Genomic DNA, 24390 nt, shown 5'->3' on the forward strand with positions numbered 1-24390 from the left:
CCAAGCTTTTTTTTGTAGTTGCCTTGAAATCACTTTTTGACCAGCAGCGCCGAAAAACCAGCGCTGGCTACACTTTGGAGATATTTTAAAGATGAGAGCTACCCCACTTGTCATCCGGGACGTTTTTCTGTTTGAGCCGAAAGTTTTCGGGGATGAGCGGGGCTTTTTCTATGAAAGCTTCAATCAGAAGGTGTTCGAGGCGGCTGTCGGAAAGTCCGTTAATTTCGTCCAGGACAACCATTCCAAATCGGCAAAGGGTGTACTTCGCGGTTTGCACTATCAGATCAAACAGCCCCAGGGAAAGCTGGTACGGGTCACCCATGGCGAGGTGTTTGACGTAGCCGTCGATCTGCGCAAAAGCTCTGCCACCTTTGGCAAGTGGGTGGGGGCGCATCTTAGCGCCAGCAATAGGTCTCAACTCTGGATTCCAGAAGGGTTCGCACATGGCTTTGTGGTGCTTTCAGAGAGTGCTGAATTTCTCTACAAAACCACGGACTACTGGGCTCCTGAGCACGAACGGAGCCTGGCGTGGAACGATTCCGACGTCGCAATCGATTGGCCGTTTTTCGATTCACCCACCCTGTCCGCCAAAGATGCAAATGCCCCGCGTTTTGTTAACGCTGAGGTGTTTGAATAGTGGACCCGCACCTGAAACCTTCAGCTGGGCCGGTCAGCATGGTGGCCAGCCTCTGGAAAAATCGTTCGTTGATCTCACAAATGACTAAGCGCGAAGTGATCGGACGCTACCGCGGTTCGGTCATGGGGCTGACATGGTCATTTTTTAACCCGATCCTGATGCTTGCGGTTTATACCTTCGTGTTCTCTGAGATTTTCAAATCTCGCTGGGTCGGTGTTGATACCGGTAAAGGTGGTTTCGCGATCCTGTTGTTTGTGGGCATGATCGTTCATGGGTTGTTTGCTGAATGCGCTAACCGTGCACCTTCTCTGGTGATGACCAACAGTAACTATGTAAAAAAAGTAGTCTTCCCGTTGGAGATTTTGCCGGTCATTACCCTGGGTTCTGCACTGTTCCATAGCTGTATCAGTCTGATCGTATTACTGGCCGCCCAGTTCTTGATCACCGGCCAACTCTATTGGACGGCACTCCTGTTTCCTTTGATCCTGGTGCCACTGATACTAGCGACCCTAGGAATAAGCTGGTTGTTGGCCTCGCTGGGTGTTTATCTGCGAGATGTAGGTCACGTGATTACGGTCCTTACCACCGTCTTGTTGTTTCTTTCTCCTGTGCTTTATCCGGTAGCAGCGCTGCCTGAAGTTTATAAGCCATGGCTAAAACTCAATCCGCTGACTTACATAATTGAGGAAAGTCGAAGTGTCCTGCTATTCGGCCACCTCCCGCATTGGGGCAGTCTAGGTGTGGCTATCGTCATTGGGGTACTTATTGCTTCAATTGGCTTCTGGTTCTTTCAAAAGACACGTAAAGGGTTCGCTGATGTCATCTGATCAATCGGTAATCAGCGTTCGGAATGTCTCCAAATGTTTTTACACCTATGACAAACCTCGTGATCGCCTGAAACAAGCTATCGTGCCGCGTTTCCAGCGGTGGGCGGGCGATCAAGTCACCACCTATGGCAAAGAGTTCTGGGCCCTGCGTGACATCAGTTTTGAAGTCAAAAAAGGCGAAACGGTAGGTGTCGTAGGTCGCAATGGATCAGGCAAGTCCACACTGCTGCAGATCATTTGTGGCACGTTGACGCCGACGATGGGCGAAATTGAAACGCGTGGGCGTATCGCTGCATTGCTCGAGTTGGGCTCAGGCTTCAACCCTGAGTTTACTGGGCGTGAAAACGTCTACCTGAACGCAGCGGTTCTGGGCCTGACGCGTAATGAGGTGAACGATCGCTTTGATGCTATTGCCAGTTTTGCGGACATCGGAGAATTTCTCGATCAGCCGGTGAAGGCCTATTCTAGTGGTATGGCGGTCAGGCTTGCGTTTGCAGTCCAGGCACAAGTCGATCCTGAGATTCTTGTTGTGGATGAAGCGCTCTCGGTAGGTGATGCCCGATTTCAAGCCAAATGCTTCGAGCGTCTGCGCCAGCTTAAAGAGAACGGAACTAGTATCCTGCTAGTGACCCATTCCAGCGAGCAAGTAGTGACGCACTGCTCGCGCGCAATTCTATTGGAACAAAGCCGGGTTGAAATGATCGGAGAGTCACGCCCGGTGATCAATCGCTACACCGACATTTTGTTTGGTCGTAATACCAGTGCTGATGAGCCTTCGAACCCTGCGGCGGTGACCGCAGAGCCCGTGGCGCTAATCGAGAAAACTCTACACTTGTCTCTGGAAAGCGATGTTTATGCATCACGTATCGGCTATAACCCACATGAATATCGTTGGGGGGATGGGGCTGCTACGTTAATGGATTTTCATTTGAGTGCGAACGGACGTGAGTTTCCGGCGAGCATAGAGTCGGGTGAGGAAGTTGTACTCGGTGTGTCATTTAAGTTTAACCGTCCAGTGATTAACCCAATTCTCGGATTCACCATTAAAACCAAGGAAGGTGTAACGGTCTACGGCACGAACTCCTATTTGTTGGAGTGTACCGAAACCCGATCCATGGGAGAGTCTGGGAACGTGGCCATCGCCAGCGTGAAGTTCGTAAACAGACTAGCTACTGGTGATTATTTTATTTCCTTAGGGATCGCCTCTAGAGAGGGCGAAGACATCATTCCCCATGATAGGCGTTATGACTCCATTCATTTGGTTGTCGAACCCACTCCCAAGTTGTTGGGGCTGATTGACCTTGCCGCTGCTATGACAATCGATCCGGTAGACCCAAATGTTTAAACTCGATCAATATGGTTATACCAAGGATGGTGAAACAAATGTGTGGGTGCGCTCTGATTTTCAGGGTATTGCCTACAGTGATGGTGATAGCTCCGAAGCTGAACTCGCAGGTATAATTCATAACGCCAAAGACGTGTCTGTCTTGTCAGATGAGCTTCCGCAGTACTGCACCGACTGGGCAAAGCTTTATCACCTAAGCGCCACACGCGCTAATATCCTTCGTCCGTTTGAGCACTTGTTCAAGTCTCGCGTGTTGGAAATCGGTGCCGGCTGCGGCGCTATCAGTCGTTATCTCGGCGAATGCGGAGCAGACCTTCTATGCCTGGAAGGCAGCCCTCGACGGGCGGGAATAGCTGCGAGCCGCACGCGTGAACTGGATAACGTAACTGTTCTGGCTGAGCGATTCGACGATTTCAAGGTCGATGAGCAATTCGATGTCATCACGCTTATTGGCGTACTCGAGTACGCAAGCATGTTCAGTAATGCGGAAGATCCCGCCTTGGCGATGCTGATGCGCGTTCGTCAATTGCTCAAGCCTGATGGGCATCTTTTCATCGCCATCGAAAACCAGTTGGGGCTCAAGTATTTTGCGGGTGCGCCTGAAGACCATGTCGGCATTACAATGTATGGCATCGAAGGCCGATACGAACATGGGCAGCCCAAAACCTATGGTAAGAAGGAGCTCAAGGACCTTGTCACCCGAGCCGGGTTTACCGCTTCGAGTTTTCTGGCGCCGAGTCCGGATTATAAACTACCCAACTCGATCATTACTGAGAGTGGCTTCGGATGCGACGATTTCGATGCCTCTGCCTTGGCGTGGCAGAACGTCAAGAAAGACCCACAGCTTCCAGAGCTGACCACTTTCAACCTCGAGAAGGCTTGGTCCGTTGTCATCGACAATAGTCTGGGCATGGACCTAGCCAACTCTTTCTTGGTCGTGGCGTCTTCCGAAAACAGCGAACCTTTCGACACTGACGTGCTTGCCTACCATTACAGCACGGGTAGAAAGACTCGCTACTGTAAGGAGTCATTGTTTGTTAAAACGCCGCAGGGTATTCAGGTCCACTATAGAAAGCTGGGTAATCTAATAGGCGATGAGGCGCAAGCGAACCTCGACGACGGCTTCAAATATGTGCTTCCCCGCGTGGACGCCTACGCGAAAGGCAGCGTGCTCAGCCTTGAGTTCCTAGATGTTGCTGCGCGCCGCGACTGGAGCGTGCAAGGGTTTACCCCCTTTTTACAGAAGTATCTGGCTTGTCTGCAAATACTACTGGATGAAGAGGGCTCTGACGTAAAACTTTCTTCAGCCAAGTCTCTGCTTCCCGGCCGTTATATTGATGCCGTCCCGCAAAACATCGTAATCGATGAGCGCAATAAGCCGCAGTTTATTGATATCGAGTGGGAGATGGATGAGGGGGTTGAACTCGGCTATTTGATGATGCGGGCACTACTTTTGCTGATGGCCGCTGCGAATCCCTTCTACCCCAGTGCTTCTACGATCAGTCGTCAGGAGTTCGTGACGCAGCTGTTAGCAAGCGCAGATATGGATATAAGCGCTGAGGACATCACACGCTATATCGCTACCGAAGCTGCCTTTCAAGAGCGGGTTACCGGTGCCGACGCAAATCAGTTTCTCAACTGGTCACCCGAAGCAATTATTCACAAACTGGGAGCTGTGTACCCGCCCTCCAAGCACGCAAAACTCTATGTGAGTGATACAGCTGGTCACTTTTCAGAAGAGTCTTCGTTGCTCCAAGTGGTCGATGATGGGCGTCAACTGATCCGGTTTACCCTCCCTCCTGGCTTGCCACCTGGTGTGCAGTTGCGGTTTGACCCGATCAACCGACGTCAAAGCTTTTCCATTCATACCATCAAGGTGTACTCTAGCGGCGAAACGGTTATGGAGTGGCAGGATGACATTAGTCATCCGCTTGTCATTGCATCCGCCGTGCGAATTCCCCAAGTTGGTCGCAATACGCTTTATCTGGCGCTGAGTGATGATCCGAGTTTAGCGATTCCTTTAGCTGGTGAAGCGCTCAGTGGCATAGACCTGCTTGAGCTGGAAGTAAGTCTTACTTTACTCACGGAAGAGCAGCTTGCTCAAGAGATTAATGTGCTGAATCAATCTGAACTGACAAATCCTAATTTCGAACTGCAAAACAAGCTCGATCTAATTCTGGACTCAAGCAGTAAACTTGACCAGATTCTTGACTCAAATAGCAAGCTTGATCTGATTGTCGACTCTAATCGACAAATCAATGACGTGCTTGGGCTGTTGAAGACATCTATTACTTCAAATTATACCGAGGTAATCGCTCAAACTACTCGAGAAAAAGACAGAGAGGTTCAGGCGGTCGTTGAGCAACTTCGTCTATTGAGTGAAGAGACCAAAGTCTCCATTCAGCTTCTCAGTGAGGAGCATAAGGTAGCCCTTCAGCTCCTGACTGAGCAATACAATCTTGCGCTGGGCGAAAAAGACTCACAGATCGAAGAATTCATCGCTTCTACGGCGCTCGAACATGCACATTCAGAAGTGGAGCGGCTACAGATTATCGAGACGCTGCATCACCAGGTAGCTCTTAAAGATGAAGAGTTGCAAAATACGTTGGCCAAATGGCAAGGGTCTTTGAAGGATAAGGATGCTCACATCTGCAACCTCGAAGAGCAATTGCGGTTGCAGCAGATTCAGAAAGACACGCATATCCATAACTTGAATTTGCACATTATTGCCATGCAGTCATCATCCAGCTGGAAGGCGACCGCGCCCTTTCGCAATCTTTTAAGGCGCGTTAGCCAAGTTAAAAGGGTATGGCGGTTATTGCCAGCGGTGATCCGTCGAGGTGGTGGACTACGCAGTACAGCACGCAAGGCGATCGCGGTGTGGCGCCAACAAGGCGCTGCAGGCTTGAAGGCGCGGGTAGTTTGGGTTGCCGGGGCAAGTAACTTTGCCTTTGTTGGCCAGGAGACCCGTGAAGTGCCCGACCGCCACGATTATTCGCGGTGGGTCGAGTATTACGACACCATGGATGATAACGGCCGTTGGAAAATCAGTGAAGAGATCCGCAAGTGGAAAACCAATCCGCTGATTTCGATCATCATGCCTGTTTACAATCCGCCTTTGGACCTGTTGCGTGAAGCGGTCGAGAGCGTTCAGTCGCAGCTCTACAAGAACTGGGAGTTGTGCATAGCCGATGATGCTTCCACCGATGCGCAGGTGATTACCTATCTCGAGTCACTCAAGGCTCAAGACAAGCGTATCAAGGTAGTATTCCGCGAGGAAAATGGTCATATCTCCAACGCCAGCAATTCTGCACTGATATTAGCGTCGGGCCAGTACATTGCCTTGATGGACAATGATGACCTTCTGCCGGAGAACGCTCTGTATTGGGTTGCCCGTGCTATTCATGACAACCCGGATGTAGGTGTTATTTATTCTGACGAGGACAAGATTGATACTGCTGGCAAGCGCAGTTCGCCTTACTTTAAGTCGGATTGGAACGAGTTTCTGTTTCGCTCCCAGAACATGGTTTGCCATTTGGGTGTTTATCGCTCCGATCTGGTGAAAGAGGTTGGTGGTTTTCGCACGGGCTTTGAAGGCGCTCAAGACTACGATCTTGCCTTGCGCTGCTCCGAGAAACTCAATCGCAGTCAAATCGTGCATATTCCACGGGTGCTCTACCACTGGCGGATTCACGCGGGCAGTACTGCAATGGCAGGCGACGAAAAGCCCTACGCAGCGCTTGCTGGCGTCAAGGCCTTGGATGAGCACCTGCAGCGCAAAGGTAATATCGGTCGTACCGAACTGCTGCCGATGGGCATGTACCGGGTTCACTATGCCCGCCCCGCAGTGGAGCCGTTAGTCACGCTGATTATTCCCACGCGTAACGCCTGCGCGCTGGTAAAACAGTGCATTGACAGTATTCAGCAACTGACGACCTACACTAACTATGAAATTATCTTGATCGATAACGGATCGGATGATCCCATCTCTCTAGAATATTTCGCCCAACTCGATCAGCAAGATAATATTCGAGTGATGCGTGACGATGGGCCGTTCAATTACTCGGCTTTAAATAATGGTGCCGTCAGAATGGCTCGCGGTGAGTTGATCGGACTGATCAACAACGACATTGAGGTCATCACACCAGAGTGGCTGGATGAGATGGTGTCTATTGCACTGCAGCCAAACATCGGCGCCGTCGGGGCACGCCTTTGGTACCCGGATGATCGCCTGCAGCATGGCGGCGTCGTGGTCGGCGTTGGCGGTGTCGCAGGGCACTCGCATAAGTACCTGCCAAAAGGCGACTACGGCTACTTCTGCAGGGCCGCGCTGATTCAGGAGTTTTCGGCAGTCACTGCGGCGTGCCTGATCGTCAAGAAGTCTATTTTCGAGCAAGTGGGTGGGCTGGACGAAGAGAACCTCAAAATTGCGTTCAATGATGTTGACTTCTGCCTGAGAGTACAGGAGGCGGGTTACATCAACGTGTGGACACCTTTTGCCGAGCTCTACCACCACGAGTCGGCTACACGGGGCCTGGAAGATACGCCTGAGAAAAAAGAAAGGTTTTCCAATGAAGTCCTGTATGTTCAGGCTCGCTGGCCGAAGATCCAAGAAGACTACACCTATAACCCGAACCTGACGTTAGATCATGAAGACTTCGGTTTGGCTTGGCCACCTAGAGTTAAGTTATAAGATGAATTCAACTACTATGGTCGACACTAACTTGGCTGGGAAGAGTGATGGCATGGTTGCGCTGCCCGTCGCTCGCTCTTCCTATAACCTCAAAAACTTACTTCGTTTTGTTTTGATTGCTCTGCCGGTCATTAGCCTTATCATCAGTGCTTGGTCTTGGCTAAGGTACGGGGTTGATGTTCCTGTATATGACGATTGGCGCCAATACAACGCCAATGACATGGGGCGACTGGATCTCCGTTATTTGATGACACCGCACAATGACACGTTATACACCATAGGATTGCTGTTGGATTCGCTGGCGTTTCGTTTCCTCGATGGAAATACTGTTGCGTATCAATTTATCAGTATGTTAGCTGTGCTGGGTGGATTGCTGGCGTTTCAATGGAAACTTCTGAGTAGCTGCATAAACAACAAAACCTATTTGGCGGTTTCTTTCTCGTTTACGCTACTCATGCTGCAGCCGGATACCTATTGGGGTTGGCAAAACTTGGCTTATCATCAGGCGGTGCCTTTGGTTTGCCTTTTAGGTATTATTGCAATCACTCTGCGCGAAAAGCTTAATTCAGGTTATGTACTCGTATCTGTGTTTTTTCTCACGTTGATTTCTGGTCTAACTTATATAAGCGGTGCGTTTTCTGCACTGGCGCTTTGCCTGATATTTGTCTTTGTTGGGTTGATGTATAAATCTAGGTACAGTAAAAATTTGGTGAGTGCTGGACTGGCGATCGCACTGCCTGCACTCGCTACAACGATGGCTCAACTATGGGTTATTGTAGGAGTTCAGCATGGTACGCACCGCGCAGATGCGCCAATGGCATATCCTTGGGAATCTGATTTTTGGTATTTCATGTTGGGGAAAATTGGTCGCTCATTGATGCTGCCGATGTCGCACCCTAAATTTTCCCTGATAGTCACGGCTGTGGCAGTGCTGATGATTCTGGCGATTGTCGTCGCTGGGATTTTTAAACTTAGTTCCAGTGCTAGTGATACAACCAAAAAAGCTATCATTGTATTTTTGTCGCTATCAGGGATTGTTTTTGTATACCTACTGCTTATATCGGCCGGGCGAACAAATTTGCGGCCTGATAACGTAAGTAGCGCAACGGATGTTTTTATATATGGCTTTTATAGGTTCCACTTTTTCTGGGTCACTTTGCTCTGGCCCTGGCTAGCATTGCTTTGCTTGAAAGGTCTGCAGAGCCGCAAACCATCGAAATCATTCGCTATGGTTGTGGCGCTTATGGCTGTCGCACTATGGAGTTTAGCGTTAGTTTTTACAGAGATTATGGGTAACGCAGCGTTCTTTCAAACTACGATGAAGCACCGCTCTGAGGGTGTAGCATGTGTGCTCTCCAGAATTCAAGAGTCCGGAGAGGTTAGATGTCCAAATATAGATCTCGGCGATATAGCGGAAGGCATAAAGAATGGGCGGGCTGCTGATGCGTCTTTTGCCAGAATACTTCCGATTTTGCCTATAGCACTCGGGACCAACAACCCGTCGCCGCTTTATAGACTTTCAGATAGTTTGGACGTGGTAAAAATAAATAATGCGGTGCGTGACGTAAGTGCAAGTCGTACATTTAGCCTTAAGACTGATAATGACCCAAGCCTGATAATGAAAATTCCTCCAGGTGCTGATTTGTTACGCTGTCGTACGGTTGATCTGGTAGCGGCGATGACAGTAGAGGAGGCTAGTGTTGCTCAGCTGTTTTATATGACGCCTGGGCATATAGGCTACAGTGAGGGGCAGTCGGCCACAGTCTCCGTGTCACCGTCCAAAGAGCCTCAGATCGTTAGCATTACTGTTAGTAGCACTAACGGATTCGAGTCTGAACTCAGGTTTGACCCCGTCACGGCTAACCAAAAAATAAGTATTAAAGATCTGGAAGTCCGTTGCCGTTTGTATTTCAAGGCCAATTGAGAAAGGTGAATAAAATGTCCTCTAATCAAATACCACTTTTTTCCGCAGCGGTTGTAAACGCTCGACTGGACTTTCTTTCCGCGATCACTAGGGTGCTAGACAGCCACTGGTACGTGCTTGGGAACGAAGTGAAACTGTTCGAAGAAGAGTTCGCGAAATATGTGGATGTCAACCACTGTATCAGCGTTGCCAATGGCTCTGATGCGCTTGAGTTGGCACTAAAGGGGTTAGGCGTAGGGCGTGGTGATCGAGTGGTAGCGGTTGCCAACGCGGGTTTCTACGGCAGCACTGCTATTCATGCAGTAGGTGCGGAACCTCATTACGTCGATCTCGATGCTATCAGCCTGACGATTTGCCCAAAGGCGCTTGCAGCAATCGTTGACAGCAAGCCCGCAGCAGTGATCGTGACGCACCTTTACGGTCAACTTGCCAACATCGAGGAAATCGTCCGTATCGCTTCGGCTGCCGGCGTCCCGGTGTTGGAGGATTGCGCCCAATCCCACGGTGCGCGACGCAATGGCAAACAGGCCGGCAGTTTTGGCACGATTGGGTGCTTCAGCTTTTACCCCACCAAAAATCTTGGTGCCCTGGGTGATGGTGGCGCAGTGGTCACCGATAACGACGAACTCGCGACTCGCATCCGTCAGTTGCGCCAATACGGCTGGACTCAAAAGTACCAAGTGTCCGTCCCTGGCGGCCGAAACAGCCGCCTTGACGAAATGCAGGCCGCGATCCTTCGTGTGAAACTCCCGCATCTGGATACCTGGAACGAGCAACGTCGTTCGATCGCCAAGCGCTACAACGCGGCGTTCGCGGCACTGGATATGCAATTGCCGTGCTCCACCGGCGAAGATTATGTAGGCCACCTCTACGTCGTGCGTGTGAAAGCGAGAGCGGAGTTTGCTGCAGCGTTGAAAGAAAAGAGCGTCAGCACCGACATCCATTACCCGATCGCTGACCACAAGCAACCGGCTTACGCTGCCACGCCAGCCGCTTTGAGCGTGACCGAGCAAGCGTGTGACACGGTTATCTCGCTGCCTTGCTACCCTGGCCTGACCGACGAAGAAGTCGATCGCGTGATCGAGGCCGTCACTGCTTACTTCTCTGAGGGGAAATAACCTTGCTGACGTTGGTCATCCCCGTATATCGCAATGAGGGCAATCTTCCCGATCTGCTCGTCGCCATAGCTGGCCTGAATACGCAGCTTGATAACGACCTTGAGGTTGTGTTCGTTGTGGACGGCAGTCCGGACCGTTGCTATGAGATTTTGCGAGAGAAGCTGCCTGCGCAGCCTTTCCGATCCAAGCTCATTTTGCTGTCGAAGAACTTTGGCTCGTTCATGGCTATTCGTACAGGGCTGCAAAATGGCAGCGGCGACCGATTTGCGGTGATGGCTGCGGACCTGCAGGAGCCGCCTGAACTGGTTCTTGAAATGAACCGCGTGCTGTTGGGCCAGGACACCGATGTTGTCGTCGGTGTTCGAGAAGGGCGGCAGGACCCGTGGGGCAGTCGCATGGCGTCCAACCTCTTCTGGGGCCTTTACCGCCGGTATGTCATCCCCGAGATTCCACCGGGCGGCGTCGATATGTTTGCCTGCAATCGGGCATTCAGGGACACACTGCTGACGCTGGATGAGCGACATAGCTCGCTGATCGCGCAGATTTTCTGGTTGGGTTATCGCCGCAAAGTCGTGACCTACACCCGTCAAGAAAGAGTTCACGGTACTTCGGCCTGGACCCTGCGCAAGAAAGTCAATTACCTGATGGACAGCGTGTTTTCCTTCACGGACCTGCCCATCAGGTTGCTGACCCGTGTCGGCGCTTTCGGCTCGGTGCTGGCGGCGGTGTTCGGCGTTTTCACATTGGCGGCGAAGCTGCACGGCATGATCGAAGTGCCGGGCTACGCGATGATCATGCTGACAATCACTTTCCTTGGCTGCTTGAATCTCCTGGGGCTGGGCATCGTGGGCTCCTATGCATGGCGTACCTACGAAAATACAAAAAATCGACCCTTGGCGATCCCAATGCGCGTTGAAGATTTTGGAGATAAGAATGAGCAGCACTAAGCAATACTTCGTTCACAGTCATGCACTGTGCGAATCCGAGAATATTGGTAAAGACACGCGAGTCTGGGCGTTCGCGCACATTCTGCCCGGGGCCTCCCTGGGCAGTGAGTGCAACGTATGCGACAACGTGTTCATTGAAAACGATGTGATCATCGGCGACCGCGTCACGCTCAAATGCGGCGTGCAGGTCTGGGATGGCATCACCATTGATGCGACGTCTTCATTGGTCCGAATGCAACCTTCACGAATGACCTGTTTCCGCGCAGCAAGGTCTACCCGCAGGCCTTCGATCGCACAATCATCCGCAAGGGCGCCTCGCTGGGCGCCAACTGCACGATCCTTCCGGGCCTGACCATTGGCACCAACGCAATGATCGGCGCAGGTGCGGTGGTCACGCGTTCTATCCCGCCCAATGCCATCGTTGTTGGCAACCCTGCGAAAATTATTGGCTACGTTGATGCCAAGCCTGTCAGCACCTCCCAAGAGGGGGCTGAAAAGGTTGCCAGCAAGCCGGGCGTGGTCCAGACCACGGTCAGCGGCGTGACGTTGCACACGATGACTGAAGTCGCTGACATTCGCGGCAGCCTGTCCGCGGGTGAATTCGAGCGTACCATCCCGTTCAAATCGGAACGTTATTTCCTAGTGTATGACGTGCCTACCGCAGAAACACGCGGCGAACATGCACATAAGGTCTGCCACCAGTTTCTGGTTGCCGTTAAAGGCTCGGTGCATGTGGTCGCGGACGACGGTAGTAACCGCGAAGAGTTCGTGCTGGATAAGCCCAACAAGGGTATTTACCTGCCACCGATGACATGGGGCATCCAGTATCGTTATTCCCATGATGCAGTGCTGATGGTGTTTGCGTCGCATTACTACGATTCGGCCGACTACATCCGCAACTACGATGAATTCAAATCGCTGATTGCCAACGCTCGATGATGCCTGGAATCAAGCGCGCAGCGGCTAAAATCCTGCAGGTGGATTTTGCCCGGTTCCTGGTGTCGGGCGGTTTCAATACTCTCGTCACCTACGGAATCTATTTACTGCTGTTGAATGTGTTGTCCTATAAAACAAGTTATACGGTCGCGTACGTGGCCGGGATAGTGCTTGCGTACAGCCTCAATCGGTACTTTGTTTTCAAGAGTCATCAGGGCATCAAATCGGTCGCTTTATTTCCGTTAGTTTATCTGGCGCAATACCTCACCAGCCTTTTGATTCTCTGGGTGTGGGTTGAGAAACTTGGGCTTGATAGCCGTGTCGCTCCGTTAATCGCGATCGCGATCACGGTACCGATGACGTTTGTTCTTTCCAGGTACGTGTTCTCCACGGCCCCGAAACGAGGTTGATGGGTGAAAGGCGGACATGGCAGCGCCTACGCGCCTGCCGTTACCTGACCGTCACGCAGATTTAAGCTCCGGGACATCCTGCTACGAGTGTGGCGATGTGTCCAGGGGCTTTTTTGTTGTGTTGAATTTCATATTTCAACAGTGTGAAGCCTTTTAGGCTTCGGAGCCGCGCGCCTTGATGCTCATGCTCGAGGCACCGTTGACGGTGACTTCGAACATGGCAGCGTCTTTCAGGGTTATTCTATTACGAGCACCGCCTTGGATTGGCATAGACGCGAGGTGTTCTCTCCAGGGATTACAATGGATACACTGTAGCCACCTGGTTCCAGCGAAGATAAATCGGCATTGAAGGAAAAACCAGCTTTCAAGAGTTTTTGATTGTTGAATGCCTTTGCCACGTCCGGTCGATCAATAGCCGTATATTCCTTGAATGTAGCGGGGTCACCCTTGTAGCCGATCAGGCGAAGTTTGAGTTCCTTCGGGGAGCTTTGGTTTACGGTATCGATAGCCCAGCCGTTAAATTGTACAATGCTTCGCGGTACATAAACGCGCGCGCCAGTCTTTCCGCCGATTGTGTCAATGGCGCATTTGTCTGATGGGTAATAAGTGGTCTTGGCTGCTGCAGCATTTTCCTTGCTCCCTTCCTTGTCATTGCATCCCGTCATTGTTGCTGCAGTTATAGCGAGAAAACTTATCGCCGCAATTATCTTATACATGGTTTTTCCTGAGGGGTGTCAGTGTATGTAGTGTTGATTTCTTAACTCTATAAATGCTTGGCAGTGCTATCGGCGTATCGCGAAAACTGACGATTCATCGGCGGCACAGTCTCCGCCCCTGCTGCTAAAAATATCAACCTCAGCGGTCGGATTATGTAGTGGTTGGCAGCACAGTACAAGAGTGTGGGAATGGTTTGATGGCGGTAGTCATGCATTTTTACTGGGCGGTCGATGGGCAGGTATTGAGTGAGGCTGCTTCTGTTGAACATCACCTACGCGGGTTGGGAGCTGGTTTTCAACTCCGCGCTGCGCCCTGCATCTTTTAAAACAAGGCATTGTAACAACCCGCGTGCAGGTTTTCAGTTCGTTAGCAGGTCGGGCTTGATGATGACGTTATGTTTTCTCGATTTTCGAATGCCATTAATATTTAATTGATCGCGCTGTATAAGGTTGTAAGTAAAGTGCAGACACGGAAAGTTAGCCCGTGCTTCTGTAGCGTGCGGCTCGAGGTACCAAGGCAGCCAGCCGTCGATGGGGGTTTCGCAAGTCGACTCGCACGGGGTGCAGATACACCTTTAATGCCCATGAAAAAGCCCGCAACGACGGGATTTTTGACGCCTGTGTCGTGAGTTTCAGGTGTCGGGTGCAGCCGATTTTTTGTTACCTGTTACACCCAGGTAAAGATAAATGATGGTCACCACAATCAATGCGACCACACAAGCCTCGGAAGACTCCACAGACATCTACGGGCCTTGACGGCCGAAGTAGTACTTCGATTCGGAGCTTTGCAGCCCCATCGTGTACTCGAGCGTTGCTTGAGACGCGTCCCATAGTCCGTACAGCGTGAAGAGAAAGGACGGCCACTATTGCAAGAAACACCCGCTCCCGTCATTTAATCTTCGTCAGCGCGTAGATCACAATGATCACCGGAAAGGTCCCGTTCCACTGCCAGCTCTCGGAGCCAAAACTCAGGAGTGGGGAGAACAGCATGAATATCACCTGCAGGCCGACCGGTACTTTACTGTCGCCGTTGAACGACCAACGGAGGCAGTACATGGCGACAATCAGGACGTAGAAACCAAAGTAGAGGAAATACGATATCCATGGCTTGAGAGGCGCTCCGGCGCTCTGCATCATAAGGTTTGCGGTTAACGGCGGGCCTTGGAAACCAGTCGAAAAATCAATTACGGAACGCATGACCAGAAAGCTGATGGCGACCGTACAGACTCCCGGCACCAGGCGTTGAAGTTTAAGTCCTCGATAGAGTTGCGGGCACCACGCAATGCTCGCTGCAATCCAGGCGAGCAACGCTATAATTACAGATTGCATCAGTGGTAAGAGCGGTATGAAGCCCACGAGCGCTGTTAGCCCTCCGCTGATAATGTGAGTGGAGGTGTTCAGCGTGGTGATATCTTTCATGAAGTGATGGTAAGCGAAGAGATCAATCACTAGAAACGATGTAAATAATGATTTTTGTTTGGGTTTAGAATTCTTGATGCTGATGTGGTTGACAGTGCCGTAAGGAAAGGAAGTTAACTCCGGTGGGACAACAAAGAGAGCTGAAAATAACTAGGCAAATCAGGTGCATATAATATGCAGGGCAATTTTTTATGATTAACCCAGCATCACAAATCAATACAGCAAAAGGGAATGGCTAGGTGGTCGCTCAGGGTCGAATAAAAAACGGGTATTACCAATCTCGCCCAGCTGAATATAAAAAATCATGGATAAGATAGCTTGAGCGGCGTCACGCCTAGCGTCTGCGATCAACTGAACAAGCAGCCTGTTCGGATGGCCAGAAAGCTGATGTTGAATAACAGCTGAATAAAAACCAGTGTTTCTTTTACTTCTCCATGCTAGGTGGAAGGTGTCAATTGAAAGAACTGATATTTTTGCGGGGCGACAGGGGGCGTTAATGATCGGTACGCTTGGCGCTAATAACTTAACATATGACTACTTAGTAGTTTTCGTCTCCGTCCACACCTTCGTGGAGTGGAATAACGCCCACCCATAAGTAGGTAAGCAACGTTACAGTAACGACGGCCATCGCTATATGTCTGCCAGATAATCCGACCAAGACTGATCCATCCTCATCCATATTAATTTCAGTTGCCAGAGCGAGCGCCAATTTTCGGATTGGTGCTATGTAACGATGTAAATACTCGCGGTCTGCGAGTTTACAAATCAACTGGCTATTTGTCGATCAATCTACAACCTTTTCACTGGTCGGGTTTATTTTCGCCTTGGGTAACGCTTTATAAATCTGGTAGGCCGGATCAGGCGTGGGCTGAACCGGTTCAAAATGGGCGCGGATATAGTCGTCCATCAATCGATGGGAATTGGAAAATCTCAACGCTTCCCGACTGTCCATCGCCATGTTGAAGACCAGCACGAACCCTGGGTCGGCATTCTTTATCCGTTCGATTTCCGCGCGCTGGAAGTCCTCGGTGCGCGGTGAAAGTGCGTATATCTCCCAAAGGGGCGCTTCCCGTTCCAGCAAGGGGTAGGCGCCGGGCCAGAACGGCAGGACCAGCACCGTTCGGCCCTCTGGGGCATAACGGCCAGTCAGGTCCCTAAGGAGCTGTACCGCATCGGCGGTACCGGGGTCCATGGATATGGTCGAACCCGAGACGTTGATCTGCCTCCAGCCATCTTGGGTGCGAGCGAGTATTCCAGGCTGCCAGGCGGCAAGTATGAACAAGCTGACAGCGGCGGTAAGCACACTCAGTATCAGTTTTGACGCCCACGTTCTGAGTGTGGCCAAAAGGATGAAGATACCGAGGAGCATCGGATAAATGCCCTGCGCGAGGTGGCCGACGTCTGCCCTTGCAAAGGCAAAGTGGGCATACGGAAGCGTTGCGCAAGCCACGGCCACCAGTTCAGGGCGCACGGGTCTACCTCGCAGCCGTTCTTTAAACACCCAGCCCAGTGCGCCAATACCGAATGCCAGCAATGCCATGAAGCAGAGGCCGATGAGGAACCATCTGGTCTCGATGACTACGCCGGCGGTTCCGAAGCCAACGGTCCAAGGCCAGGGGACGGGTAGCGGCAGATTGGTGTTGCCTTGTTCGAGCATGAACACAATCGTGTCTATGAAGGCTGAGAAGTAACCGGGTATGAACAAACACATGGCGATGACCGGCAGGTAGCCTACGGCCACTCCCGCTGCCCAGGCCGGGACGCCCTTGAATCGTTGCCCCTGATCGGATGCCCTAATGGCGAGCCAACTCATGGCCGTTACGCTGGCCACGGCGCCGTATACGCCATGATTACGGCCAAATACGGCCGCGAGACCGATGATCACGCCAAGCAGGAAGTAGCGTTTTACTGTCGGGTTAAGCAGGAGGTAAGTCAGGCCTGCAACGATGATCATTGAAATCGAAATATCAAAAATCTTGTGCCGTGGGTACATCCAGGCCATGAGCGCAAGGCCGGTGATACATAGAAAAGCGAGCTTTTTGAGAGAGTTTCCTCGTAACGCAATGGCGATGGTCCAAAGCCCTGCATATACGCCCAATACTTGAAACATCGCCACGGAGGCGCGCAGTGCCATGATTCCCGTATCGCCTACAAGGGAAAAGTAGCCTGCAGACCAAAAATATCGGCCAGGGTCATAAGCCATGAAGTCACGGATCGGAATTTGCCCGGCAATGATTTGCTTCGCGCCGTACCACAGGAACCCTTCATCCCAGAGGTTAAAACTATCATGGCCTTGCCAAAGAAAATTGCCGATGACGAAAGAGGCCGACAAGGCCAAAAGAACGAGTGTGTTTACGGCCCGTTCATGTATAGCGTGATTCATGGTTCATTCCGCGTCATTTCCCGATGGCGTGCACTATGCCTCTTCAGCGGGGCTCAGGGTAGGTGAATCGATGCGTCGGCCACGACGCTCACCTGGTTGACTTGCCCACCCGCAACACCAACCACAGTGCCCCCGCAATCAGCACCCCGCCATACAGATGCGCCATCGACAGCGGCTCATCCAGCAGCAACGCACCCCACAGCACCCCGAACGGCGGGATCAGGAAGGTGGTGGTCATCGATCGCACCGGGCCAATGGCTGTCAGCAGGCGAAAGTACAGGACGTAGGCAAACGCCGTACACATCAGCCCCAACCCGAGCAACGACAACCACACGTGCCAGCCGCCCCAGCTTGCCGGCGGATGAACGATGGCGCTGTAGGCAAACAGCGGCAGCAGGAACAAGGTCGCGCCGAGCATGCTGCCCAGGGCCGCGAGCCGACTGTCGAGCCCGCCGCGCTGATCCAGCCAGCGGCGCGCGAGAAACCCGGCAAAGCCGTAGCAAGTGGTGGCCAACAAGCAGGCCAACGCGCCCATCAACAATTCCAGGTCAAACGCCACCGGCCCGGCGCGGGTCAGCACGCCCACGCCAAACAGGCCCAGGCACACCCCGGCGACTTTCGATGGCGTCAGGCGTTCGCTGAAAAACAATCCGCCAATCAGCACGCCCATTAACGGCGTGGTGGCATTGAAGATCGCCGAGTAACCCGCCGGCAACACCTGGGCCGCCACGGAGTACAGGGTCGCGGGTATGCCGGAGTTGATCACGCCCAGCAGCAGGATGGTCTTGAACTTGCCTTGGAAGTCCCAGTTCACGCGCATCACCGTGAGCATCACCAGCAACCCGGCGGCGGCAATCGACACGCGGAAGAACGCGGTCGGCAGCGTGCCGATTTCCGGGGCGATAATACGCATGAACAGGAAACTCGCGCCCCAGATCGCGGCCAGCCCCAGCAGGTATAGGGTGTCGACAGGTCTCACGGAAAACTCCTACATCAATCGGACGGCGAGTGTTGCCCAGCCTCCGGCTCGACACAATCGCTGATTACCGGAAAAACCGCGTCACCGGCCTCTGCTGGCCAATTTGCGCGGGGGGCAGCGCTGAGTGTTTCCAACAACGCTCATCAATCGGCGAAATGAACGAAAGTCCACAAACCAACATGCTAAATGACTGCTTCTCCTGCCTGCATTCACTGGCTAAGCTCTGGGCTTCCAGATACCCGTCCGAGGTTTCCCGCATGTCGCAGCGCACACCCGCCCTCGCTATCGCCCAGATGATCCTCGATGGCTTCGACGATTACCGCGAGCACTTCCGCCAGATCACCGATGGTGCCCGTGAACGTTTCGAAAAGGCCCAGTGGCAGCAGGGCCAGGCGGCTTCGGCGGCGCGTATCAACCTGTATGAGGAGAAAGTCAGCGAAGTGACGAGCCGCCTGCGGGCGAGCTTCGATGACGCCACCCTGATGGACATCGAGGCCTGGCCGTTGGTGAAAAGCGCCTACATCGGCCTGATCGACCTGCGCTTTGACGATGAGCTGTCCGAGACCTGGTACAACTCGATCTTCTGTGGCCTGTTCAGCCATGACCTGATCAGTGACGGCTGCATGTTCGTCCACACCACGCGGCCGAGCCTGCGCCGGGCGAGGGCGGCGCAAACCCGGGTCTACACCCCAGTCGGCAAAATTTCCGACATGCTGGCGCAGATTTTCGCTGATTACAGCTTCAGCGAGCCTTACGCGGATCTGCCGGCCGACCTGCGCCGCCTCGAAGTGCAACTGCGCGAGAACCTGCCTGACTGGGTGTGCAAGGACCCTGAGCTGAAGGTCGAGCTGTTTTCCTCGGTGCTCTACCGCAACAAGGGTGCCTACCTTGTCGGACGCATCTACACCCGCGACGAGCAGTGGCCCCTCGTGATTCCGCTGCTGCACCGCGAAGGGCAGGGCATCCAGATCGACGCGCTAATCACCGACGAAGCCGATGTGTCGATCATTTTCTCCTTCACCCGCTCCTACTTCATGGTCGACGTGCCGGTGCCGGCGGAGTTCATCGGCTTTCTCAAGCGCATCCTGCCGGGCAAGCACATTGCCGAGCTGTACACCTCGATCGGCTTCTACAAGCACGGCAAGTCGGAATTCTATCGCGCCCTGATCAACCACCTGGCCACCACCGACGATCAGTTCATCATGGCTCCCGGTATCCGCGGCATGGTCATGAGCGTGTTTACGTTGCCGGGCTTCAACACGGTGTTCAAGATCATCAAGGACCGCTTCTCGCCGTCGAAAAACGTCAGCCGCGCCACCGTGATCGAGAAGTACCGCTTGGTCAAAAGCGTCGACCGCGTCGGGCGCATGGCCGATACCCAGGAGTTCGCCGATTTTCGCTTTCCGTTGAGCAAGTTCGAGCCCGAGTGCCTGGCCGAATTGCTCGACGTGGCCGCCAGCACCGTTGCCGTCGAAGGCGACACCGTGTTGATCCGCCACTGCTGGACCGAACGGCGCATGACCCCGCTCAACCTCTACCTCGACAACGCCAGCCCCGCCCAGGAGCGCGAAGCCTTGGAAGACTATGGCCTGGCGATCAAGCAACTGGCGGCGGCGAACATTTTCCCCGGCGACATGCTGCTGAAGAACTTCGGCGTCACCCGCCACGGCCGCGTGGTGTTCTACGACTACGACGAGATCTGCTACCTCACCGAAGCCAACTTCCGCCACATCCCCGCGCCCCGCACGCCGGAGGATGAAATGGCCTCGGAGCCCTGGTACTCCATCGGCCCGCTGGATGTGTTCCCCGAAGAGTTCCCGCCGTTCCTGTTCGCCGACGCCGGCCAGCGCAAGCTGTTCGATCAACTGCACGGCGAGTTGTACGATGCTGACTACTGGAAGGGCCTGCAGGACGCGATTCGCGCCGGAAAGGTCATCGATGTGTTTCCGTACCGGCGCAAGGAACGCGAGAACGAATGAGGGGCGCGCATGCCGGCGGTTTTCTGCGACAATCCGCCCCCTGCATAAATAGACGACCAAAACGCACCTGATGACTGACCAAGCGCCCGCTATCGACCAACTGCTGAAAAACCTCGATCACGCCATGCTCGCCGACCGCCACCGTTTGCGGCGGCAGTTGCTCGAGCTGCGCAAGAAGCCCGATGAGGAGAAGCTGGCGCAGTGGGTGACGCGCATGCAGGCGTCCTGCGCCCAGGTCACGGCGCGGCGCGCCAGCCTGCCGCTGATCCGCTACGACGACAGCCTGCCGATCGCCGCCAAGCGCGACGAAATCAAGGCGGCGTTGCTCAAGCATCAGGTGCTGATCATCGCCGGCGAGACCGGTTCGGGTAAGACCACCCAGTTGCCGAAAATCTGCCTGGAGATCGGTCGTGGCCAATACGGCCTGATCGGCCACACCCAGCCACGTCGGATCGCAGCGCGCAGCGTCGCCAGCCGGGTTGCCGAAGAGTTGGCCACGCCGCTCGGCGCACTGGTCGGTTATCAGGTGCGCTTCGAAGACCAGAGTGATTCCAACACCCTGATCAAGCTGATGACCGACGGTATCCTGCTGGCGGAAACCCAGAACGACCGCTACCTCGAACGCTACGACACGATCATCGTCGACGAAGCCCACGAACGCAGCCTGAACATCGACTTCCTGCTCGGCTACCTGAAAACCCTGTTGCCGCGTCGCCCGGACCTGAAAGTCATCATCACCTCGGCCACCATCGACCTGGAGCGCTTCTCCAAGCATTTCGACGATGCGCCGATTGTCGAAGTGTCGGGCCGCACCTTCCCGGTGGACACTTGGTATCGCCCGCTGACCCTGGAACAGGACGAGGAGGGCAACCGCGTCGAGGACGACTTGACCGTCGATCAGGCGATCCTCGCCACCCTCGATGAAATCGCCGCCTACGAGCGCAGCGAGCGGCGCAGCCCTGGCGACGTGCTGGTGTTCCTGCCGGGCGAGCGCGAGATTCGCGATGCCGCCGACATGCTGCGCAAGGCCCAGCTCAAGCACACCGAGATTTTGCCGCTGTACGCGCGCCTGTCACCGGCCGAACAGCAGCGCATTTTCCAGTCCCACCCCGGCCGGCGCGTGGTGCTGGCGACCAACGTCGCCGAAACCTCGCTGACCGTGCCGGGCATTCGCTATGTGATCGACAGCGGCACCGCGCGCATCAGCCGCTACAGCTACCGCGCCAAGGTGCAGCGACTGCCCATCGAGGCGATCTCCCAGGCCAGCGCCAACCAGCGTAAAGGCCGCTGCGGCCGGGTCGAGCCGGGGATTTGCATCCGCCTGTACAGCGAAGAAGACTTTATCGGCCGTCCGGAATTTACCGACCCGGAGATCCTGCGCACCAACCTGGCGGCTGTGATCCTGCAGATGCTGCACCTGCGCCTGGGCGAAATCAGCGACTTCCCGTTTATCGAACCGCCGGACGGCAAGGCCATCAGCGATGGTTTCAACCTGCTGCAAGAACTGTCGGCGGTCGACCGCAACAGCCAACTGACCCCGCTGGGCCGCCAGTTGGCGCGCCTGCCGGTGGACCCGCGCATGGGCCGCATGCTGCTCGAAGCCGCCAAGCTGGGCAGCCTGCAGGAAGTGCTGATCGTGGCCAGCGCCATGTCGATCCAGGACCCGCGCGAGCGCCCGCCGGAACGCCAACAGGCCGCCGACCAGGCCCACGCACAATGGAAGGACGCCGATTCGGACTTCGCCGGGTTGGTCAATCTGTGGCGTGGCTTTGAAGAGCAGCGCCAGGCACTGACTGCCAGCCCGCTGCGCAACTGGTGTCGCAAGAACTTCCTCAACTACTTGCGCCTGCGCGAGTGGCGCGATTCCCATCGCCAGTTGAGCCTGATCTGCCGCGACATGCAGCTGACCGTCAACAAGGAACCGGCCGACTTCGCGAAACTGCACAAAGCCGTACTGTCGGGCCTGCTCAGTCAGATCGGGCAGAAAACCGAAGACGGCGATTACCTCGGTGCGCGTCAGCGGCGCTTCTGGATTCACCCGTCGTCGGGCATCGGCAAGAAACGTCCGCAGTGGCTGATGACCGCCGAGCTGGTCGAAACCACCAAGCTGTACGCACGCATGGTGGCGAAGATCGATGCCGACTGGATCGAACCGCTGGCTGGGCACCTGATCAAGAAAAACCACTTCGAACCGCATTGGGAGAAGAAGCGCGGCCAAGTGGTGGCGTTCGAGCAGATCACCCTGTTCGGGCTGATCGTGGTCGGGCGCCGGCCGGTGCATTACGGGCCGGTCGACCCAGTGGTGTCGCGCGAGTTGTTTATCCGCGAAGGCCTGGTGCGCGGCGAAATCCAGTCCCGGGCCAAGTGCCTGACCGCCAATCAGCAGTTGCTGGAGCAGCTCGACGAGCTGGAAGCCAAGGCGCGTCGGCGCGACATCCTGGCCGACGAAGAGACGCTGTACGCGTTCTACGATGCGCGCTTGCCGGCGGAGATCCACCAGACCGCGACGTTCGACAGCTGGTACAAGGTCAACAGCCAGAAAGACCCGCAATTGCTGATCATGCGCGAGGAAGACGTGCTGGCCCGCGACGCCAGCGAAGTCACCGCCGCGCATTACCCGGACACCCTGCACCTGGGCGACCTGGCGCTGGCCTTGAGTTACCACTTCGAACCCAACCACCCGCGTGACGGCGTGACCTTGCGCGTGCCGGCGCCGCTGTTGCCGGCCTTGCCCGCCGAACGCCTGGAATGGCTGGTGCCGGGGGTGATCGAAGCCAAGTGCATCGCCCTGGTGCGCAACCTGCCCAAGGCCCTGCGCAAGAATTTCGTGCCGGTGCCGGACTTCGTCAGGGCCGCCCTGCAACGTATCGAATTCGCCCAGGGCTCGCTGCCCCAGGCGCTGGGGCGCGAACTGCTGCGCATGACCGGCGCGCGCGTCAGCGATGAAGCCTGGGCCGAGGCCGCGCAGCAGGTGGAAAGCCACCTGAAGATGAACCTGGAAGTGGTCGACGGCCAGGGCAAGTTTCTCGGCGAAGGCCGCGACCTGGCCGAACTGACCGCGCGCTTTGCCGAGGCCAGCCAGGCCGCGTTGGCCGTGCCGCAAACGGCAAAAAGCCAACAGCCGGTGGAAGCCAAGGTGTTCGCGGCGGTGGCCGAGAAGACCCAGCAAAAGATCGCCGGGCTGTCGATGACGGTGTACCCGGCGCTGGTGGAAGAAAACGGTACGGTCAAGGAAGGACGTTTCTCCACCGCCGCCGAGGCCGAGTTCCAGCACCGTCGGGCCTTGCAGCGCCTGCTGATGCAGCAATTGGCCGAACCGGCAAAATTCCTGCGCGGCAAATTGCCCGGCCTGACCGAGCTGGGCCTGATGTACCGCGAACTGGGGCGCATCGAGGCGCTGGTGGAAGATATTTTGCTGGCCAGCCTCGACAGCTGCGTGCTGGAAGGCGAAGCCAGCCTGCCGCGTGACGGCGCCGGGCTGGCGGCGCTGGCCGAGCGCAAGCGTGGCGGCTGGACCGAACACGCCGAGCGCCTGGCGCGCTTGACCCTGGACGTGTTGAAACTCTGGCACGGCCTGCAAAAGCGCTTCAAAGGCAAGATCGACCTGGCCCAGGCGGTGGCCTTGAACGATATCAAGCTGCAACTGAGCAATCTGGTTTATCCCGGCTTTGTGCGCGAAACTCCGGCGCAGTGGTTCAAGGAGTTGCCGCGTTTCCTCAAGGCGATCGAGCTGCGTCTGGAAAAACTGCCCAGCCAGGTGCAAAAAGATCGGGTGTGGAGCGGAGAGCTGGCGGGCCTGTGGGCGCAGTACCAGAACCGTTTGAACAAGCATGCCCAGGAAGGCAAGCACGACCCCCAGCTAGCGCTCTATCGCTGGTGGTTGGAGGAATATCGGGTGTCGTTGTTTGCCCAGCAGTTGGGCACCCGGGTGCCGATTTCCGACAAGCGCCTGAGCAAGCAATGGAGCCTGGTCGAAGCGTAATCACACCAATGGGCAATGGCGCTTATCCGGGATATGGCGCCAAATCCCCAGGGTTGTGGCAAACTTCGCGGTTATAAATGCCGGGAGCGTCGTGA

The 24390-nt window shown here is 54.8% G+C and carries 16 protein-coding genes; 12 read left to right on the forward strand and 4 right to left on the reverse strand.

What is annotated here, in order from left to right:
- Window positions 1-91 precede the first annotated feature (91 nt).
- From rfbC to ACP7E3_RS17245, 10 genes are read left to right on the forward strand one after another with little or no spacing between them, the layout of a single operon-like run.
- On the forward strand, window positions 92-637 hold the full coding sequence (gene rfbC, locus ACP7E3_RS17200; protein ID WP_426123807.1) for a dTDP-4-dehydrorhamnose 3,5-epimerase: 546 nt from the start codon (window positions 92-94) through the stop codon (window positions 635-637).
- Entirely contained in the window at window positions 637-1464 is an 828-nt protein-coding gene (locus ACP7E3_RS17205) for an ABC transporter permease (protein ID WP_104902665.1), read from the forward strand. Before rfbC ends, ACP7E3_RS17205 begins: the two co-directional genes overlap by 1 nt.
- Window positions 1454-2809: an ABC transporter ATP-binding protein gene (locus ACP7E3_RS17210; protein ID WP_104902666.1), complete on the forward strand. Its 1356-nt coding sequence runs from the start codon at window positions 1454-1456 to the stop codon at window positions 2807-2809. Before ACP7E3_RS17205 ends, ACP7E3_RS17210 begins: the two co-directional genes overlap by 11 nt.
- Complete coding sequence (locus tag ACP7E3_RS17215; protein ID WP_426123810.1) at window positions 2802-7502, forward strand: glycosyltransferase; 4701 nt, start codon at window positions 2802-2804, stop codon at window positions 7500-7502. The genes ACP7E3_RS17210 and ACP7E3_RS17215 overlap by 8 nt, the downstream gene beginning before the upstream one ends.
- A 52-nt stretch (window positions 7503-7554) precedes the next feature.
- The gene (locus ACP7E3_RS17220; protein ID WP_426123812.1) at window positions 7555-9426 is read left to right on the forward strand and encodes a hypothetical protein; all 1872 of its coding nucleotides are present in this window, start codon (window positions 7555-7557) and stop codon (window positions 9424-9426) included.
- A 14-nt stretch (window positions 9427-9440) separates the two neighbouring features.
- Complete coding sequence (locus ACP7E3_RS17225) at window positions 9441-10544, forward strand: DegT/DnrJ/EryC1/StrS family aminotransferase (RefSeq protein ID WP_426123814.1); 1104 nt, start codon at window positions 9441-9443, stop codon at window positions 10542-10544.
- Complete coding sequence (locus ACP7E3_RS17230) at window positions 10541-11491, forward strand: glycosyltransferase family 2 protein (RefSeq protein WP_426124001.1); 951 nt, start codon at window positions 10541-10543, stop codon at window positions 11489-11491. The genes ACP7E3_RS17225 and ACP7E3_RS17230 overlap by 4 nt, the downstream gene beginning before the upstream one ends.
- Window positions 11478-11843, forward strand: coding sequence for a hypothetical protein (locus ACP7E3_RS17235; RefSeq protein ID WP_426123816.1), 366 nt, complete (start codon window positions 11478-11480; stop codon window positions 11841-11843). Before ACP7E3_RS17230 ends, ACP7E3_RS17235 begins: the two co-directional genes overlap by 14 nt.
- A complete protein-coding gene (locus ACP7E3_RS17240) occupies window positions 11828-12430 on the forward strand; it encodes a WxcM-like domain-containing protein (protein WP_426124003.1) in 603 nt (200 codons plus the stop codon). The genes ACP7E3_RS17235 and ACP7E3_RS17240 overlap by 16 nt, the downstream gene beginning before the upstream one ends.
- On the forward strand, window positions 12430-12837 hold the full coding sequence (locus ACP7E3_RS17245; RefSeq protein WP_104904522.1) for a GtrA family protein: 408 nt from the start codon (window positions 12430-12432) through the stop codon (window positions 12835-12837). Before ACP7E3_RS17240 ends, ACP7E3_RS17245 begins: the two co-directional genes overlap by 1 nt.
- A gap of 236 nt (window positions 12838-13073) precedes the next feature.
- On the opposite strand, the gene ACP7E3_RS17250 is transcribed toward ACP7E3_RS17245, so the two are convergent.
- From ACP7E3_RS17250 to ACP7E3_RS17265, 4 genes are all read right to left on the reverse strand, one after another.
- Window positions 13074-13553: a hypothetical protein gene (locus ACP7E3_RS17250; RefSeq protein WP_426123819.1), complete on the reverse strand. Its 480-nt coding sequence runs from the start codon at window positions 13551-13553 to the stop codon at window positions 13074-13076.
- An 888-nt stretch (window positions 13554-14441) separates the two neighbouring features.
- The gene (locus tag ACP7E3_RS17255; protein WP_426123821.1) at window positions 14442-14972 is read right to left on the reverse strand and encodes a hypothetical protein; all 531 of its coding nucleotides are present in this window, start codon (window positions 14970-14972) and stop codon (window positions 14442-14444) included.
- A 784-nt stretch (window positions 14973-15756) separates the two neighbouring features.
- Window positions 15757-17355: a hypothetical protein gene (locus tag ACP7E3_RS17260; RefSeq protein WP_104902675.1), complete on the reverse strand. Its 1599-nt coding sequence runs from the start codon at window positions 17353-17355 to the stop codon at window positions 15757-15759.
- Window positions 17356-17443: 88 nt separating this feature from the next.
- The gene (locus ACP7E3_RS17265; protein ID WP_426123823.1) at window positions 17444-18334 is read right to left on the reverse strand and encodes a DMT family transporter; all 891 of its coding nucleotides are present in this window, start codon (window positions 18332-18334) and stop codon (window positions 17444-17446) included.
- Window positions 18335-18591: 257 nt separating this feature from the next.
- Between ACP7E3_RS17265 and aceK the strand changes: the two genes are divergently transcribed.
- Window positions 18592-20313, forward strand: coding sequence for a bifunctional isocitrate dehydrogenase kinase/phosphatase (gene aceK / locus ACP7E3_RS17270; RefSeq protein WP_046489433.1), 1722 nt, complete (start codon window positions 18592-18594; stop codon window positions 20311-20313).
- Between the two features lie 70 nt (window positions 20314-20383).
- Window positions 20384-24295, forward strand: coding sequence for an ATP-dependent RNA helicase HrpA (gene hrpA / locus ACP7E3_RS17275; RefSeq protein WP_232565927.1), 3912 nt, complete (start codon window positions 20384-20386; stop codon window positions 24293-24295).
- Window positions 24296-24390: the final 95 nt, after the last annotated feature.

Origin of the sequence: Pseudomonas sp. PSPC2-3, from assembly GCF_049898265.1 — a bacterium.
In the GTDB taxonomy this organism is placed as follows: domain Bacteria; phylum Pseudomonadota; class Gammaproteobacteria; order Pseudomonadales; family Pseudomonadaceae; genus Aquipseudomonas; species Aquipseudomonas veronii.